The organism is Methylosinus sp. DMC45, assembly GCF_056313885.1.
This window is the reverse complement of the sequence record NZ_JBQUZK010000003.1, coordinates 326,794-345,115: the sequence shown is the minus strand read 5'-3', so window position 1 is coordinate 345,115 and position 18,322 is coordinate 326,794. Positions and strand designations below refer to the sequence as shown.

10 protein-coding genes are annotated in these 18,322 nt (G+C 68.7%); 4 read left to right on the top strand and 6 right to left on the bottom strand.

Annotation, left to right across the window (positions count from 1 at the left end; translation table 11 throughout):
- Nucleotides 1–44: 44 nt before the first annotated feature.
- A complete protein-coding gene (locus ACT53T_RS01755) occupies nucleotides 45–1,241 on the bottom strand; it encodes a DUF2336 domain-containing protein (RefSeq protein ID WP_476159683.1) in 1,197 nt (398 codons plus the stop codon).
- Nucleotides 1,242–1,452: 211 nt separating this feature from the next.
- Between ACT53T_RS01755 and ACT53T_RS01750 the strand changes: the two genes are divergently transcribed.
- From ACT53T_RS01750 to ACT53T_RS01740, 3 genes are all read left to right on the top strand, one after another.
- Nucleotides 1,453–2,163 carry an aldolase/citrate lyase family protein gene (locus ACT53T_RS01750; RefSeq protein ID WP_476159682.1) on the top strand — a complete coding sequence of 237 codons (711 nt, stop codon included), beginning with the start codon at nucleotides 1,453–1,455 and terminating at the stop codon, nucleotides 2,161–2,163.
- Nucleotides 2,164–2,403: 240 nt separating this feature from the next.
- Entirely contained in the window at nucleotides 2,404–4,869 is a 2,466-nt protein-coding gene (locus ACT53T_RS01745; protein WP_476159681.1) for a YfhO family protein, read from the top strand.
- A 69-nt stretch (nucleotides 4,870–4,938) separates the two neighbouring features.
- Entirely contained in the window at nucleotides 4,939–5,889 is a 951-nt protein-coding gene (locus tag ACT53T_RS01740; RefSeq protein WP_400770161.1) for a hypothetical protein, read from the top strand.
- Nucleotides 5,890–5,961: 72 nt separating this feature from the next.
- On the opposite strand, the gene ACT53T_RS01735 is transcribed toward ACT53T_RS01740, so the two are convergent.
- Nucleotides 5,962–6,981 (bottom strand): TorF family putative porin, encoded by a 1,020-nt coding sequence (locus tag ACT53T_RS01735; RefSeq protein ID WP_400770162.1) that lies wholly within the window; start codon nucleotides 6,979–6,981, stop codon nucleotides 5,962–5,964.
- A gap of 327 nt (nucleotides 6,982–7,308) precedes the next feature.
- A complete protein-coding gene (locus tag ACT53T_RS01730) occupies nucleotides 7,309–15,102 on the bottom strand; it encodes an apolipoprotein A-IV repeat region-like domain-containing protein (protein WP_476159680.1) in 7,794 nt (2,597 codons plus the stop codon).
- Between the two features lie 374 nt (nucleotides 15,103–15,476).
- Here ACT53T_RS01730 and ACT53T_RS01725 point away from each other — a divergent pair, with 374 nt between their 5' ends.
- The gene (locus tag ACT53T_RS01725) at nucleotides 15,477–15,818 is read left to right on the top strand and encodes an Hpt domain-containing protein (protein ID WP_476159679.1); all 342 of its coding nucleotides are present in this window, start codon (nucleotides 15,477–15,479) and stop codon (nucleotides 15,816–15,818) included.
- 4 nt (nucleotides 15,819–15,822) lie between these two features.
- On the opposite strand, the gene ACT53T_RS01720 is transcribed toward ACT53T_RS01725, so the two are convergent.
- The 3 genes from ACT53T_RS01720 to ACT53T_RS01710 form a co-directional block, all read right to left on the bottom strand.
- Nucleotides 15,823–16,050, bottom strand: a complete 228-nt coding sequence (locus ACT53T_RS01720; RefSeq protein ID WP_018267247.1) for a hypothetical protein — start codon at nucleotides 16,048–16,050, stop codon at nucleotides 15,823–15,825.
- Between the two features lie 110 nt (nucleotides 16,051–16,160).
- A complete protein-coding gene (locus tag ACT53T_RS01715) occupies nucleotides 16,161–17,225 on the bottom strand; it encodes an SGNH/GDSL hydrolase family protein (RefSeq protein WP_476159677.1) in 1,065 nt (354 codons plus the stop codon).
- Between the two features lie 33 nt (nucleotides 17,226–17,258).
- The gene (locus tag ACT53T_RS01710) at nucleotides 17,259–18,086 is read right to left on the bottom strand and encodes a class I SAM-dependent methyltransferase (RefSeq protein WP_476159676.1); all 828 of its coding nucleotides are present in this window, start codon (nucleotides 18,084–18,086) and stop codon (nucleotides 17,259–17,261) included.
- Nucleotides 18,087–18,322: the final 236 nt, after the last annotated feature.

Genomic DNA, 18,322 nt, shown 5'->3' with positions numbered 1-18,322 from the left:
CTATTCGAAGCGCCTACGGTGACTGTATCGTGACTATCGCCCCCTCACGCCGCGACGAGCAGCTGCGCCTCCAGCGCCGCCATGTCGACGAGCGGCGGCGTCGTCAGAGCGGCGGCCGCCTCGCGCGCGTCCTCGCGCAGCGCCTCGGCCTCGAAACGGCGCAGCAGCGCCATCAGCCGATCCAGCTCGCCGGAATTGACGTGATCACAAGATGTCAGCACGCGCTGCACCATCGCCAGCGACAGACGCGCGCCGGAAGGAGCGCCCGCGTAACCAAAGGCGCGCTGCGCCTCCAACGCGGCGCGATAGGCCGGCAGGAGATTGGCCGGCATTCCCGCGCGCGCATAGAGCGCCGCGAAGCCGGCGCCGTCGTAATCCCGCGTCAGGCCGGCGACCTTCTCCTCGTCCACGCCGGACAATTCGGCGAGCGTCGCCTCGAACAGCGCGCGATTGCCGGAGAGCAACGCGCGCAGAGCGAGGCTCGGCGTCAGCCGCGCCTTGCGGCGCAAATGGCCGACCAGCATGCGCACGCCTCTGCGGCCCTCGCCATCGGCCGCCGTGGCGGCGATGACGACATTGGCCTTGTCGCGCGCCTCCTGCATGATGCGGCGGGTGCGCTCGGGCGACAGCCAATCGCGATCGAGCACGAAGGAGGCGAGGCTCTCCGCCGTCGCCTCGACGAGATCGACGCGCACCGCCGGCGGCAGGAACGGCCGGCCGAGCAGCGCCTCGCGCAGCTGCGCGTCATCGCCGAAACGCTCGATCATGCGGCGCATGGCGAAGGCGGGCAGCTCGGCGCCGGGATTGACCGCGAGCGAGATCAACGCCTCGCAGGCGCCGATCTCGGCGATGGCCGAGGCGAGGCCGGTGGGCACATGGGCGCGCAGCGCAATGGCGCTCTGCGAGAAGACGTCGCCGATCGCGGCGCAATCAATGAGCTCGCTCTCCGTCAGCAGCGGCGAGCGCGACAGCACCATGGCGGCGATGTCCGATTGATCATTGGCGAGCGCCGAAATGATGGAATGCGGGGCGTTGGGCGCGCTGGCGAAGGCCTTGGCCAGCGCCCGGCGCACCAGCGGCGAGGGATCGTCCAGCAGAGCGGCGAGCGCCGTCTCCGCCTCGCGCTTCATCGCGGCGTCGAGATCGCTCACCAGATAGGCGCGCGCCAGGGCGGCAGCGCCTTCCACTCGGAGGGCCGTCGGCGCGGTTTGCGCCCATTGCAGAAAATTTCTCACGATCATCGGCGCTCTGGGCTCCGCCCTAGAGTCTTTTCATGTTCCATGGAAAGACCCTCTGCTTTTGTTCTGACGCGCTTCCAACGCCGAGCCGGCGTCCGCTTCGGCCGGAAACGCGCTAGGTGCTCGACCGGACTTGACGCGATCCTGGGTAGAATCGCGACTTATGGTAAATGCCCGCTTAAGATCACGGCGGCGGATGACGGAAGCAGCGAAGATGCGATCATTTCTTCTCGTTCCGGCGCGCGAGGAGGCCTTTTCCGCCGCGCTCGCCAGCGGCGCGGATGCTCTGGCGCTCGATCTCGGCGATCCGGCGGGCCCTGCCCGTGAGTCGATCCGGCGGCGGGCGGCCGCGCTCATCGCGCATCCGCGCCCGCCGGGACTGCGCCTCTATGCGCTGATCGCGCCGCTCGGCGCCGCCACAGACGCCGATCTCGCGGCGCTCGTCGCGGCGGGCGTGGACGGCGTTTTTCTGCCGCAGGCCTGCGGCGGGGCGAGCGTGCAGCATATTTCCGCCAAGCTCGCCGTGGCGGAGGCCGAAAGCGGCCGCGCCGACGGCGCCACGCGCGTCATCGCTTTGGCGACGCAGACGCCCGCTGCCATATTCGCGCTTTCGACCTATGGCGGCGCCTCCCCCCGGCTGGAGGCGCTGGCCTATGACGCCGAGCCCCTGCGCCGCGCCCTCGGCGCCGCGCCGGACGGCGGAGCGGAGCCCCTGGCCACCGCCCGATCTCTGCTTCTGCTCGGCGCCGCGGCGGCCGGCGTCGCGGCGATCGACGCGCCTTTCGCCGATCTCGCCGACGCAGCCGGCCTCGCCGCCGAATGCCGCGCCGCCCGGCGGAACGGGTTCGCCGGCAAGCTGGCGCTGGACCCCACACAAATCCCACCGATAAACCAGACTTTCGCCGCGGACGCGCCTGCGCTATAGAAGGCGGCGCCCGAACGTTCATCACGAGTTCATGAAGGTGAAATCAATCTGAGCCAATTCGGAAAGGGCGGGAGCCGGCTTTTCAGCAAATCCTGCTTTTTTCATCAGAGCCCGGGCATTCTCCGTCGCCGCGGCGACGCGCGCCTGCCCGGACGTTCCCGCGTGAGGCGAGCCGCCATCGCGCGACGCCGCCCGCCGGCGCCGCCAGAGCGCTCACGATAAGTCGAGACAGGTTCGAAAATGTCGATCAGCGACCGCCCGCTCGGCGCATTGACCGCCGAGGACACCCCGCTCGCGCTCATCGAGACGCGTCGGGCGCTCGCCGGACCCGATTCCGCCCATGTCCATCTCTGGACGCATCGCGACGCCTTGCTCGCCTTTGCGGCCATCGCGCTCTTCATGGCGCTGGCCGCCGGCCTCTGGGCGGCGAGCGGCGCGGTGGTCCCCTGGGACTCGAAGAACCATTTCTATCCCATGTTCCGCTTTCTCGGCGAGGCGCTGCGCCGGGGCGACGTTCCGCTCTGGAATCCCTATCATTTCGCTGGACATCCCGCCGTCGCCGATCCGCAATCGCTGATCTTCGCGCCGACCTTCTTCCTCCTCGCGCTGCTGCGTCCCGCCGCGACGATGCAGGAGTTCGATCTCTTCGTGCTGGCGCATCTGCTGATGGGCGGCGCCGGAATATTGGCGCTCTGCGCGCGGCGCGGCTTCATCCCCTCCGCCTCGGCGCTGGCGGGAATGATCTTCATGCTGGGCGGGGTCGCCGCCTCGCGGCTCCAGCATACGGGGATGATCATCTCCTACAGCTTCTTCCCGCTCGCGCTACTGATGCTGGAAGTCATGCTGGAGCGCCCGCGCCTGCTCAATGGCGTCGGCTTCGGGATTCTCGCCAGCCTGATGGCGCTGGGGCGCGATCAGGTCGCCTATCTCTTCTGCCTGGTGCTGATCGCCCGCCTGCTCTACGCCGCCGCGGTCTCCCGTCGGCCGCTGGACTATCTGCTCGGCCGCTGGCCGGCGCTGCTGGCCGCGGGCGCGACGGGCGGCGCCATTCTCGCCGTCCCCGTGCTGCTGACGCTGCAATTTCTGGCGGCCTCCAATCGGCCGGGCATCGCCTTCGGCGTCGCGGCGGCGGGCTCGCTGGCGCCCGTCAATCTCGCCACTCTGCTCGCGCCCGACATCTTCGGCTCGCTGGACAAGAGCTATGATTATTGGGGTCCGGGCTATGACACGATGGCCGCGCCGGACTGGACCGATCGCGCGATCGACTATCTCTTCATCGGCGCCGCGCCCGTCGTTCTCGGCTTCTGGCACGGGCTCGCGGGCGGACGCATCTTCGCCAAGGAGATGCGCTTTTTCCATTACATGCTCGCCGCCGCGCTGATCTACACGCTCGGCCGCTGGACGCCCGTCTTCTCCGCCGTCTATGATTTCTTCCCCGGCGTGTCGCTCTATCGCCGACCGGCGGACGCGGCCTTTCTGCTCAACGCCGGCTTCGCGCTCAGCGCCGCCTATCTTCTGCATCGCTATGTCGCCCATGGTGCGCCGCGGCCCTTTCAGAAAATGCCGCCCGCTCTCGCCCATGGGCTTTCCGCCACGGCGGTCGGCGTCACGCTCGCGCTGATCCTCGGCGGGCTGGCCTTCTCCTTCTCCCATGGCCATGGCCTCGAATCTCTGGGCGCCGTGGCGGCGTCTCTGGGCGCCGCCGGCGCCGTGGCGGCGGCTCTGCGGCTCGGCGACAAATTCGACAAGCGCGGCCTCGTCGCCATTGTTCTCGTCGCCGCCACCGGGGGCGAGCTGCTGTGGCGCAACGCCGCCGATCCGCTGAACGCCGAGCCGGCGACGCGCTATTCCGTTCTCAACGAGGCCTCGCCCGCCGAGCGCGGCGCCATTGCCGCGCTGCGCAAGGATATTTCCGAGCGCGCAGCCAAGGGCGAGCGCCCGCGCGTGGAAATTCTCGGCCTGCCGGGCGGCTGGCAGAACGCCTCGATGATTCTCGGGCTCGAGGACACGCTCGGCTACAATCCGCTGCGCATCGCCGATTATGAGCGCGCCGTCGGGCCGGGCGACAACGCCGTCGATCCCAATCTGCGGCATTATCCCGGCACGTTCCGCGGCTATAGATGCAAGCTGGCGCGGCTGCTCGGCCTCGATTATCTGGTGCTCGGCCGCCCGCTGGCGCGCATGCCGCGCCATATGCCGCGCCCCAACGCGCTGCCGATCTTCGTCTCCGACCAGATCTACGTCTACAAGCTCGGCCGCGCCGCGCCGCGCGCCTATGTCGCGACCCATGTCGCCGGCGTCGATTCGGACGCCGCCATCGCCGACGACGATATTCCCGATTTCGACGGCGCCCGCGAGGCGCTGGTCGATCAGACGGATCTCCCCAAGCTCGGCCCCGCCCTCGCCGATCCGGCGACGGCCGGCGGGCCGGAGGGAAAAGCGACCATCGTCTCCTATGAGAACGAGCGCATTCTCATCGACGTCGAATCGGACAAGGACGGATTGCTCGTCCTCCACGATCTCTATTATCCGGGCTGGGAGGCGCGCATCGACGGCGCGCCGGCGCCGATCGTGAAGGCGAATATTCTGTTCCGCGGCGTGCCGACGGCGAAGGGACGCCATCGGGTCGAATTCCTATTTCGGCCGTTTTCGCTCGCCAATCTCGCCTCCGCCGCCTCCACCCTGCTCGCTCATCGAGAGGAGTGACAGGGCGGACGGCGGGCCTCACAATAGGCCGTCGAATCCGGGCGTCTCGCCCTCTCCAATTTGCGGCGCATGAAGCTTCTCATCCTCCACACATCGCGGCTGCTGCTCGCCTCGACCCTGCTGGCGGCGGGCGCCGGCGACGCCGCCGCCCAGACCGCCGCCCCGCCCGCCCAGCAGAAGGGCCGCTCGGCCAAGCCGGCCGCGCCAGCGGAAGAGGAGAAGCCCGTCGTCGGCGCGACATTGCGGCTCTCCGCCGCGCTGACGCAGAGCGATTCCGCCGTGCTGCATAGCGGTCTGGTCTGGCGGATTTTCGATGACGCCACGCAGCCGGACGGCTCCCGCAAGCTGGTCGCGGAATCACGCGAGGCGAGCTTTTCAGCGCAATTGCCGGACGGCGCCTATATCGTCCATGTCGCCTTCGGCCTCGCCGGGGCGACGCGCCGCGTCGTCATGGAGGGGCGCAATGTCAGCGAGAGGTTGACGCTCAACGCCGGCGGGCTGAAGCTCATCGACACTCTGGGCGACAATCAGCTGCCGGCGCAGCGGCTCGCCATCTCCATCTATGTGCCGGAAAAAGGAAATTCCGAGGCCAAGCTGGTGCTCGCCAACGCCCGCTCCGGCGAGGTTCTGTGCCTGCCGGAGGGCGCCTATCACATCGTCTCGACGCTTTTGGATGTGAGCCAGGGGTCGCAGGGCGACAACAACACGACCAATTCCGTCGTCACCGCCGATTTGCGCGTGCCCGCCGGCAAGGTCACGGAGGCGACGCTGCGCCATCGCGCCGCGACCATGACGCTGAAGCTGGTGAAGGCGCCGGGCGGCGAGGCGCTGGCCAACACCTCCTTCTCCGTGCTGACGCCGGGCGGCGACGTGATCCGCGAATTGATCGGCGCCTTTCCGTCGCTGGCGCTGGCGGAGGGCGAATATGTCGCCATCGCCCGCCGCGAGGGCAAGACGTTTCAGACGACGTTCAAAGTGACCTCGACGCAGGATCGCGACGTCGAAATCCTCGCGCAATGACGGACAAAAAAACGGACCCGCGTCGCCGCGGGTCCGTCTCCAGAAGGATGAAGTCGAAAGAGTTCGACGGCCTTACTTGAAGGTCGCCGAGCTGAAGTCGATCGACAGCGAGGCGACGAAGCGCGCGCCGCACCAGCTCGACGAGCTCTGGCCGGTGATGGTGTTCACCGAAGCCACGAAATTGCCCGCCGGATCGGAGGTGTTCAGGAAGCAGCCCGCGCGGGTCAGATTGGAGTCGTAGTAGCGCAGGTCGAGCGTGACGACGTTCCAATTATAGGAAGCGCCGACGTTCCAGGTGTTGTAGCTGGCGAATTTGAAGCCCTTGGTGCCGAGAATGCCGGTCGCGAGGAAGGCATAGTCGGGATCGATATAGCTTCCGCCATAGGCCGGGCTGGAATTGCCGATGTAGTAATGGCCGAAGGCGCCCGAGAGCGACAGTCCCGAGTAATCGGTGTTGGCGAAGGGCGTGACCTTGGCGTTGATCTCGGAATACAGCGCGTGGGCGCTATAGTTGTTCCAGTTCGGATCGTAAGCGACCTGGCCGCCCAGAGTCACATAGTCGTTCACCGTCCAGCTCGGCTTGAAGTAGATCTCGACATAGCTCGGGTCGAAAGCCGTGGTGGGGAGCGCGGTGTAGGAGTTCTTGAAGGTCGTGACCGGCAGCGCGCCGCCGATGAACCATTGCTGATGGTTGCTCGGATAGGCGTAGTAGATCGCGCCGAAGTCCAGCGTCAGCGGACCCCAGACGGGGCGGATGCCGGCGGTGATGTCGATCTCGGCGAGCGGGCTCGTGGGCAGCGTCACATTGGTGGCGGCGAGGCCCGTGTAGAACCAGCCGTAGCGCAGCTCCTCATAGACGCTGCCGGCCGGACGATGGGCGCTGTTGGAAATGCCGCGGACGATGTAGTCCGACATGAATTTCGCGCCATAGGCGTAATCGAAGCCGGCGTCGAGGACGTCGAAGTTCGGCTCGGGCAGAGCGACGAGCGGCTTGGCCTCCTCGTGCTTCATATCTTTCATTTCTTCGGCGGCATAGGCGGCGGGCGCGAAGAGCGCGAGCACGGCGACGCCGGCAAACAGTGCGGATTTCATAATCTTAGGCTCCCCGATACTGGAATCATCCTCGTCGCGATTTTTGCGACAAAGCTCCTAGGCACTCAAGCGGAACAGGGAAGCAATTGCCTACGTCTCGAGCAAATTTGGGCTTCGGGCACGTTTTTCGATTCAAGAGTGGCTAAAATGTCACAATGAAGTATGGAATACGACAAATTTTGTCGATTTTGAACAGAAAAGGGCGCGGCGGCGCCGGCCGTGACGCGGCCCTGACAAAAACGGACACGGATTACAGGTTGCCAGATACCGGCTACGCAGTGATGGCCGTCCCCGGCGCCTAATTTTGCGGCGCCAGGGCGGGATACGTCACTCGAAACGGCCCGCCGCATGGCCGAGCATGGTGTAGACCTTGCCGGCGTCGGAGGTGAGATAGCCGCGCGTCAGCGCGCCGTCGCGATCATTGCGGCTGGTGTCGGCGACGAGCCGCTCGAACTCCTGCACATAATGATCGACGGTGGCGTGGAAATCGGGATCGACGCGGTAGCGGCGACGAATCTCCTCGAAGGTCTGATGACCCTGTGCGGTGTAGAGCCTGCGCGTGAACAGGCCCTTCTCGCCGCGCTGGAAGCGGTCCCAGAACTCGCCCACCGCCGCGTGATCGACCATGCGGGCGATGTCGAGGGTGAGATTGTCCAGCGCGCCCGCTGCCTTGGCCCGGCCGGCCGCCGTATTGGCGCGCGGCGGCGCGGCCGCGGGAGCCTCGTCGCGGGAGGCGCGCGCCAATAGATCGGTCAGCCAGCCATCCTCGGTCGCCGAGGCGACGGGCCGCGCCGGAGGAGCCGGCTGCGGCGGGGGCGGCGGCTGGATCGCCCGCGCGGCGCGTTGCGGCTCCTCGCGCGGGGCGCGGGGGGCCCAGCTCGGCTCTTGCGCGCGCGGGGCGGGAGGAGCGACCGGCGGCGGAGGGGGCGGCGGAGCCGCCGGGGCGGGCGCGGGCTGCGGCTGGGCCTCGAAGCCGCGACGCGCGGGAGCGGCCGAGACCGCCGCCGGAACCGGCTCCGCTATGTCATAGGCCCGGCCCGAGCGCGCGACGATGTCGGTCAGCTCGTTGAGCGCCTTCACCTGCTCGCCGACGACCCGGCGCAGCGCGGCGGCCTGCTCGGCCGTCTCGCGCGGCAATTCCTGAGCGCCGCGACGCAGCTCGGCGCGGGTCTGCTCCAGCTCGGTCTGAATCTCCGCCGACATGCCGCGAATCTCATTCGCGGCGGCGGCGAATTTCTCCGTCGCCCGGCCGAATATCTCGGCCATCTCGTCATTGGCCTGATCATAGGCCGCGCGCAGCGCCGCGGCGGTCTCCTCCCGCTCGCGCGAGGCGGCGTCGCGCACGGCGGAAAAGCGCTCGTCGACCAGCTCCGCCGTCTCCTGCGTCGATTGGGCGATGAAGCCGCCAACATCGCGCGCGCGCTCCTCGACCCGGCGGAAGTTCTCCTCGACGAGGCCGGAGAAATTGGCGACCGTGTCCTCGAAATCCCGGCGCTTGTCCTCGACCAGCAGCACGAGATTTTCCAGCGAGCGGCGGCGCGCGTCGAGCGCCGCGTCCAGCTCGGATTGGCTCTGCGCCAGCCGCTCGGCGCTCTGCGTCAGGCTCTGCTGATGCGTCTCCATCGCGCCGACCACGGAGCCCGCGTCGCGCATCACGCCGCTCGAGACCTCGCCCACTGTCGCGATATGTTGCGCGACCGTCTCGATCGCGCCCTGGAACTCGCGCAGCTTGCCGCCGAGCTCCTTGTCGAGATTGGCGAGATTGCCGCCCGCCGCCGAGATGATGGTCTGCAGCGAGGAATTGGTCTCGCCCAGCCGGTCGAGCACCTCGGGCAGCTCGGCGCGAAGCTTCTCATTGACGTCGAGCAGCGCGCGCACGGAGCCCTCGGCGCCGTCGGTGAGCGCTTTCTTCAGCTCCTCCGCCGATTGGTCGATCGCCGCCGCCAGCTCGACGCGCTTCTCGCCGAGATGCTGCACGATGGTGGAGCCGCGACTCTCGATCGCGTGAGCGACCAGCTCGCCGACATTGGCGAGCTCGCGCGTCACCTCGCCGCCGCGATCGCCGAGCGTCGTCTGGATCTGCGTGAGGCGCTGCTCCAGCGTCGAGCTGATCTCGCCGACGCGCTCGGTGAGCGCCTGGCCGAGATCGCCGGTGCGGGCGTGCAGAGTGGTGTCGAGATCGCGCCGCGCCGAGGCGAGCGTCGCGTTGATCTCCTCGATGCGGGCGTTGATGGTCTCGACGACGACGCGGCTGCGCTCGCCGATCTCGCCGGAGACCGCGTCCAGACGGCCGACGACATTGTTCTCGAAGACGCCGATGCGTCCGTCCAGCGTGCCGGCGATCTCCTCCGCGCGGCCGCCGAGCGTGGCGTTGATCTCCTCCGCCTTGGAGGAGAGCGTCTCGGTGAGCTGGGTCGAGCGGGCGAGCAGCACCGCATCGATATCCTTGACCTTCTCATCCAACGAGCGAATGACCTCGCGGCCGCCCTCGCCCATGGCGCGCGCCACCTCCACCGCATGGCGGGCGAGCGTGTCCTGAAAGGCCTTGCCGGCCGAATCGAGCCCGGAATCGACGCGCCCGACCAGCGCGTCTATGCGGTCCGCCGCCTGACGCGTGCGCGCGTTGGAGACGGTCTCGAAGCTCTCGATCTTCGACGACATGACCGCGGCGATCTCCTCGGCGCGGGCGCCGAGCAATTCGACCAGCGCGGTGCCGTCGCCGGAAATCGTCTTGTCTATGGCCGCCAGCCGCTGGCCGACATCCTCCGACAGGCGCTGCGACTGATCGCCGATGCGCGCGGCGATCTCGTCGGCGCGCTCCGCCAGACGATCGGCCAGCGCCCCGCCCTGCTGGACGATGGCCGCGTCCACCGCCGCCAGACGCTCGGCCAAGGTCGCCGCGAGCTGCTGCGAATGCTCGCCGATCTGCGCCGCGATCTGGCCGCCCTGATGGCGCAGGCGCTCGTCGAAAGCGACCAGCTGCTGCTCCACCCCGCGCGTGACCCCCTCGCCGCTCGCCGCCAGCGCCGCGACCAGCGCGCCGCCGCGATCGACGATCGACGTGTCCACCGCCGAAAGCCCCTCGGCCAGCGCCGAGGCGAGCTGCTGCGAGCGTTCGCCGATCTGCGCGGCGAGCTCGCCGCCCTGATGGCGCAAGCGCTCGTCGAATGCGGCGAGCTGCTGCTCGACGCCGCGCGCCACGCCGTCGCCGCTCGCCGCCAGAGCCGCGACCAGCGCGCCGCCCTGGTCGATGATCGTCGTATCGACCGCCGCGAGCCGCTCGGCGAGCGCCGCCGCCAGCTGCTCGGAATGCTCGCCGATCTGCGCCGCCATGAGATTGCTGCGATTGCGCAGCGCCTCGTCGAAGGCCGCGAGCTGCTCGCCGACGTCGCGGGTGAAGCCCTCGCCATTGGCGGCGATGGCCGCCACCAGAGCGGCGCCCTCGTTGACGATGGCGGAGTCGACGGCGGTCAGACGCTGGGTGAGCTCGGCCGCGAGCTGCTCGGAATGCTCGCCGAGCCTCGCGCCGAGCTCGTCGCCGCGATTGCGCAACGCCTCGTCGAAAGCCGCGAGCTGATCGCCGATGTCGCGGGTGAAGCCTTCGCCATTGGCGGCGATGGCCGCCACCAGCGCCGCGCCTTCGTTGACGATGGTCGAATCGACCGCCGCCAGACGCTCGGAGAGCTCGGCCGAAAGCCGCTGCGAATGCTCGCCGATCTGCGCGCTGAGCTCGCCGCCGCGATTGCGCAGCGCCTCGTCGAAAGCGGCGAGCTGATCGCCGATCTCGCGCGTGAAGCCTTCGCCATTGGCGGCGATGGCGGAAACCAGCGCGGAGCCTTCCTCGACAATGGCCGAGTCGACCGCGGTGAGCCGCTCGGTGAGCTCGGCCGCGAGCTGCTGCGTATGCTCGTCGATCTGCGCCGCGAGACGCGCGGAATGGCCGCGCAATGTCTCGTCGAGAGAGGCGAGGCGCTCGGCGACGTCGCGCGCCAGGCCTTCGCCGCTCGCCGTCAGCGCATTGGCCAGCGCGCCGCCCTGATCGAGCGCCATGGCCTCGAAAGCGGCGATGCGGCCGGCGAGCGCTTCCTCGATGCGCTCACCCTGCGTGGCGATGGCGAGCGCCGCCTCGCTGGCCGTGACCGCGAAACGCTCCTGCAGCGAGGCGGACTGCTCGGCGAGGGTCGCGGCGACATCGGCGACGCTCGCGGCGAGGCCCGCCTCGAGCGCGGCCCCGCCGACCGTGAAGGCCTGCTCGGCGCGGCTCTGCGTCTCCTCGAGCGTGCGGGAGACTTGCGCGGTCGCCTCCTCCAGCGCGTCCAGCCGATTGACCAGCACGCCGTCGACCCATTCCGCCTGCTCGGTGACGCGGGCGACGACGTCGCCGCTCTGCCGCACGACCTGCTCCTCGAAAGCGGTGAGCCGCTCGGAGAGCACGGAGGCGATGCGATCGGAATGCTCGGTGACGCGCGTCGCCACCTCGTCGCCATGGCGCACCACCGTCTCCTCGAAGGCCGCGAGGCCTTGGGAGAGATAGGCGCCGATCTCGTCGCCGCGCTCGACCAGGCGCAGCACGGTGTCGTCGCTGCGGCCGGCGATGCGCTCCTCGAAGGAGGCGATCCCTTCGGCGATGGCCTGGCCGACGCGCTCGCCCTGCTGCAGGAAGCGCGATGCGGTTTCCTCGCTCTGCTGCACGACCGCCTCGCGGAAGGCCTCGAGCCCGCCGGCGACGGCGGATGTCGCGCGCTCGCTCTGCTCCTCGAGGCTGGACAGCGTCGCCTCATGCTGCTGCGAGAGCCGATCCTCGAAAGCGGCGATGCCTTCCGCCACGGCGAGGCCGAGCGCGTCGCCATGAGCGGTGAGCCGCGCCGCGGCCTCCTCGCTCTGGCCGAGCACGCGCGTCTCGAATTTGGCGAGGCCTTCGGTGACGATGCCGCTGATCGTGTCGCCATGGGAGACGAGGCGCTGGGCCACATCCTCGCCATGGCCGAGAATGCGCGCCTCGAAGGCCGCGAGGCCCTCGGCGACCGCGACCCCGATCGCGTCGCCATGGGAGACCAGACGTTCGGCCGCCTGCTCGCTCTGGCCGAGGACCCGCTCCTCGAAGACGGCGAGGCTGCCGGAAACCGTGGAGCCGATCTGCTCCGCATGGGCGATGAGACGTTCCGTCGCCTCGGCGCTGTGGCCGGTCACGCGCTCCTCGAAGGCCGCGAGGCCTTCCGAGACCGCGGCTCCGATCGCGTCGCCCTGCGCGACGAGACGATCGGCGACCACCTCGCTGTGGCCGAGCACGCGCGCCTCGAAAGCGGCGACGCCCTCCGACACGGAGAGGCCGATGCGCGCGCCTTCCTCGATGAGGCGCTCGGCGGCCGCGGCGCCCTGGCCGGCGACACGCTCCTCGAAAGCGGCGAGCCCTTCATTGACGGCCGCGCCGACCGCATCGGCGTGCGCCGCGAGCCGCGCCGCGACATCCTCGCTCTGGCCGGCGACCCGCTCCTCGAAGGCCGCGAGGCCCTCGGTGACGGCGGCGCCGATCGCGTCGCCATGCGACACGAGACGATTGGCGACATCCTCGCTATGGCCGATGACGCGTTCCTCGAAGGCGGAGAGGCCTTCCGCCACCGCCGAGCCGATGACCTCGCCATGAGTGACGAGACGCGTCGTCACCTCGTCGCTCTGACCGGCGACGCGTTCCTCGAAAGCCGCGAGGCTGGCCGCCAACGCCGCGCCGATGGCGTCGCCTTGCGTCGAAAGACGCACGGCCGCCTCCTCGCTGCGGCCGGCGACGCGCTCCTCGAAAGCGGCGAGGCCTTCCGCAACGGCGGAGCCGATCGCGTCGCCATGGGTGACGAGACGCGTCGCCACGTCCTCGCTGTGGCCGAGAACGCGCTCCTCGAAAGCCGCGAGACCTTCCGCAACGGCGGAGCCGATCGTGTCGCCATGGAGGACGAGACGCGCCGCCACTTCCTCGCTGTGGCCGGTGACGCGCTCCTCGAAAGCCGCGAGGCCCGCGGCGACCGCCGAGCCGATGGTCTCGCCCTGAGCCGAGAGCCGCTCCGCCGCCGCCTCGCTGCGGCCCGCGACGCGCTCCTCGAAAGAGGCGAGGCCGGCGGCCACGGCCGAACCGATCTCGTCGCCCTGCATCAGCAGGCGGATCGCCACCTCGTCGCTACGACCGGCGACGCGCTCCTCGAAAGCCGCTAGCCCTTCGGCCACCGTCTGGCCGAGACGCGCGCCCTCCTCGGCGAGGCGCGCCGTCGCCTCGGCGCTGCGCTGCGCGACGCTCTGCTCGAATTCCGCGACGCCCTGCGTCAGCGCCGCGCCGATGCGCTCGCCCTGCTCGGCGAAGCGCGTGGCGATCTCGCCGCCCTGGACGACGACATTCTCCTCGAAGGAGACGAGGCGATCGGCGAGCGTCTCGGTGACGCGATCGCCATGCGAGGCGATGGCCGCGATGGCCTCGCCGGCCACGGCGGCGAAACGCTCGTGCAGAGCGTCGGCCTGCTCGGTGAAGGCGCTGGCGCTGTCGGCGAGCGTCTGCGCGAAGCGCTCGTTGAGGCCGCCGCCATGCGCCTCCAGCTCGGCGCGGGCGCGCTCGCGCGTTTCCTCGAGCAGCTCGGCGAGGCGGTCGCCGGCCGTGCGGAAGGCGGATTCGGTCGCCGCGACTTTCTCGGCGAGCTGCGTCGCGAGATTTTCAGAGGCCGACAGCAGCGAGCGCTCAATGGCGCCGCCATGCGTCTCGATCGCCTCGTCGACGCGGCCGCTGGTCTCGGCGAGACGATCAACGAAGCTCTCGCCGCGCTCGCCCACCGCCTGCACGAGATGGCCGCCGATGGAATCGAGCCGATCGACGACATAGGCGCCGCGCGATTCGAAATCGGACGCCAGCGCGTCGCCGCGCTCCTGAAGCTTGCGATCCGCCTCGGCTATGCCGTCGGAGAAGCGCCGCGAGACCTCCTCCGAGGCCAGAGTGAGGCTGACCGCGATCGTCTCCCCGGCGACGGAGAGACGCTGCACCATATCCTCGCCGCGCGTCGAGAGCGTGGAGTTGAAGCCGTCGCCGACGCGCTCCAGCGCCAGACGAATCTCCTCGCCCTTGGAGCCGAGCGCGGCGGTCACGCGGCCGCCGGCCTCGCTCACCGTCTCGGCGAGATGGGAGGAGCTGGTCTGCAGCTCCGCGGAAAGCGACTCGCGCGCGCCGAGCAGCGCCGTGCGGGCGTTGTCGGCATTGAGGAGGATCGCCTCACGCTCGCGGGTCAGCTCGTCGATGAGCACGCGAATGCGGCGCTCGTTCTCGGAATAGGAGCGCTCGAGATTGGAGACCTCGGTGCGCACGATGATCTCGAGCTCGCCGGCCCGCGCCAGCGCGCGCTCTATGCCGTCGCCCATGGAGGCGGCCTCGCGGCGAATGGCCTGCGACAGCGTCACCATCTGCTCGGTGGCGATGGTCTCCGGCTCGATCAGCCGTATCGCCACTTCCGCCATGGAATTGGCGACCTGCTTCATCTCATGGGCGCGGCGCGCCATCACGCCGGTCACGAAAATAAAGACGATGGGGGCGAGCAGCGCCAGCAGCGTCAGCACCGGCTTGGGCGCGAGGAAGGAGCCGTTCTCGCGGTCGAGAATCTCGCCCTGGTTGAAATAGACGAAGAGAGTCCACAGCACCGCCCAGGCGGCGATGGACAGGAAAGTGTAGCCGAGAATGGCGGTGTTGGGACGAACCTGCAGCGCGGCGCGCAGCTCGCCGACGGTCTGGCGATCGTCATTGGCGGGCGCGCCGGCGGGGGCGACCGGCGGCTTGGTGGCGGCGCGGCCCGCGAGCGCGGAGCCTTCCGCCGGGCGCGCCGATTCCCGCGCAGCAGCTTCCCGCGCGGCGTCTCTCGCAGCGTCTCTCGCATCCTGGCGCCGTGAGGAGGGGAGGCTGAAGTTGAAGCCCGGCGCCGTCTTGGCCTGACCCTTGCCCTCGGCCTTATCCGCGGATTTGGCGCCCGCCTCGGCTGGCGCGGCGGTCTCGCCCGCTTCCGTCGCGGCCTCGGCGGTGGGCTCCACGCCCAGATTCAACGCCTCTTCGACCGCCGACAGCGCAGCGATAGCCGCGTCCTGGGGCTTGCCCGATTTCGCCATCGTCACCTCTCCGAGCGGTCATGGTTCCGCGTTATGACGCCGCTCACCCTTTGTCGCCGTTCACATCGAGCAGAAAAGATTAACCAAATATTACCGCCGTCGGCCCGTAAATGAAACGGGGGCCGGCCGCCAATCGAAATCGTCGTTAACGCGACTGGGGGAAGATGCTCGGCGCTCCGCCTGAAGCGGAGCAAAAGGGGCGACCTGCAGCCTGGCCGAAAATCCGAAGCAATGCTTACATAAGATTGATTCGTATAAGAATACGACGCCCGATTCGGCCCGGCGAGCGCAATTGCCGAGGCCGCGCACGAGCACCCGATGCAATCCACAGGAAAAGCGCGCCTTTTCCGCGAATGGCCGATGAGAGGGGTAGAATGACGGATGGCCGAAATCCCGCAGACGCGCCCGACGCGCTCGATTGGGCGCATCTCGCGCGCCAGACGATGGGCGATGCGGAGCTCGAAGCCGAGCTGCTGACGCTTTTCCTCGCCCAGGCCGGCGAGTTCGACGGCAGGCTCACGGCGGCGGCCACCGACAAGGCGCGACTCGATCTCGCCCATACGCTCAAGGGCGCGGCGCGCGCCATCGGCGCCTTCGCGCTCGGCGATGCAGCGGAGGACTATGAGTCCGCCCTGGCGGAGCCGGAGAGGCGGCGGGCGCTCAGCGCGCGGCTGGCCGAGGCGCAGCTGGCGATCACGTCCCGGCTCGGTCGGTGAGGCGTCAGAGCTGGCCGCCATCGATCGATCGCACCTCCGCGGTCGAAGGCGCCCTTATGCTGGCGTTGAGCTTGCGCAGCATGATGAGGCACTGCTCCTTGACCTGCTCGTCGCGGACGGAGTCGGCGACTTTGGCGAGGTGGCAGAAGGCGATGGCGCGCTGAGAGACGATGTCCTCATATTCGGAAGGGTCACTCAGATCGACCGTATGATCGCTCGTCTCGTCGGTCATGATGTAGCGGAACCTCTGGTTTGTCGTATCGGTTGCCCCGGACACTGCCGCGCAATTGTGGTCGCGGCTTGGCCGAACGCTCCGAGCGCTTTGTTCTAGCGAAAGCTTCGCTATTTCCAGCGAAAGCGCAGCGAGAGCAGGGACAGCCAGCGCCGCCAGAAGGACGGGCGCCAGAACATCACGGCGGCGATCTGCAGCCTCTGCTCCGCAAAAGGCGCGCCGGGCGCGGCCGGCAGCAGCGTCTTCTCCTGCGGCAGGGCGGCGAGGGCGCTCTCCTCACCCGGCATGGCGATCTCGAGATCGTCATTGGCCCATGGGCGTCGGCGCGAATAATGGAGGAGGATGAGATTGGGCACGATCTCGCGCATGCTCGACTGCGCGGTGCGGGCGAAGGCGCGCCCGCCCGCCGATATGCGATAGACGCCGCTCTCATCGGTCGAGCGCAGCAGCAGGCCGGCGAGCCGGCCGCGGCCCGGCCAGCGGCTGGCCCCCGGCCGGGCGATCTCCAGAAAGCTCCCGGAGAAGACCGTCGATGCGATCTCCACTCTGCGGCAGCTTCCCTGCGGCTCGGCCTGCGACGCGGCGACATAATCGAAAATGGGCGCGTGAAGCCGGCTCGCCCGAGGAACCGGAACGGCGGCACCGGAAATGAGATCGGCCACGACCTTCGCGCATCGCACCGAGGCTTCCGCGGTGAGATGATGCGGATCGACGAAATCCTCCGCGCGCTCCTCGCCGAAGATCGTCGCAGGCGTCACGCAAGGGGCCATGCCATGCGCCGCGGCGATGCGGCGATAGACGCGGTCGATGCGCCGCACGAAGGCGGAGAGGCGCCGTCCGCCGGTCGGGCGCGGACGCAGGCACAAGAACAGCAGAGGGACGCCGCGCTCGGCGCAATGCTGCGCCACGCTGGCCAGCGCATCGTGAACCAGCGCGGCGGTGGTGAAGCCGGCGTCCAGCAGAATGACGTCGTTGAGCGCATATTCGAAAACGACGAGATCGGGCGGCGCCTCGCCGCGCCGCTCCGCCTCGATGAGCCGCGCGAGGCCGTAGAGCGAGCCGACCGCGCCGAGAAAACGGTTGGTGATCTCATGCTCCGGCATGAGCCCCTGCAATTGGGCGGCCCAGCCGAAATGGACCCCGGCGTTGGACCCGCCGAGCAGCATAACTCTCATATCGCCTTCCCGCTCCGGCCCCCGGCCCGCGCCTTACGATGACTTCCGCGCGAAGATCGATATGGCCGGGCCGAAGAAATGGTCTGGATCGTCGTGATTGGTCCGAATGTCGTCGAAGCCGAGCGCCCGCAGCGCGGCGAGAAGATCGTCCTTGTCGAGCCAGCGATGATCGTCGCGCATGCCGCCGCAAAAGGCCGGATTGCCCTGCGTCCTCACATAGCTGCGCGGATAGGCGCGCACCTTCACGCCGTGAAAGGAGAGGATTTCCGGCTCCTTGGCCATGACGCTGCGCCGCGGATCGGAGATCGGCATGGCGTCCGAGACGACATGCGTCCAGATGAACACGGAAGAAGCGCGCTGCGCGATCAGCTCCAGCAGCCGCAGCGGATCATGCAGATGATAGAGCACGCCGGAGGCGACGATGAGATCATAGCTCTTCTCGGTCTGCTCCAGCCATTTGACGAAATCGCCCAGCCAGAAGCGCGCCTTCTGCATCCGCAGAATCTCCTTGGCGACGAGACAGCGCATGAAGGCGAGCTGATTGGCCTCCACCGCGTCCACCGTCGCGCCGGCGTTCTCCAGCATATAGGTGTGGCCGGCCTCGAGCGGGCCGAGCTCCAGAACCTCGCGGCCCTCCAGCGACCCGAAACATTCGACGGCCCAGAAAATCCGCTGATCGTAATAGGTCGGGACAATGCCGGCCGTCACCCCGAAGGCCTCGGGGAAAGCGGTGCTCCAGCCGGGAATGGCGTCGATGGCGTTCTGATGCGTGGGGAGCGCGTCGACATAGCGGTCGAAGGTCCGCTCCTTGCGTTCGAATAATTTCAGCAAATTGTTCAAACCGAATGCGCGACCCGACATATTTCGTTCCCATGCCCGCTCGAGCGCCCGTCTCTTTCGAAACCGGCGCGACTCTATCTTAGCAGCAGGCGAGAGACAGGAATTATCCGAATCTTTGCCGTCCGCGCATTTCCACCCTCTTCGGGCGAAGGCGCGCAAGGCGGTATTCGGCGAGGCGATCTTCGGGATGGGGAGGGCTTTGCGGGCGCCCGAGGGCCGGGCCGCGACGAAAGCCGATCTGTCAGCAGCCTCGACGA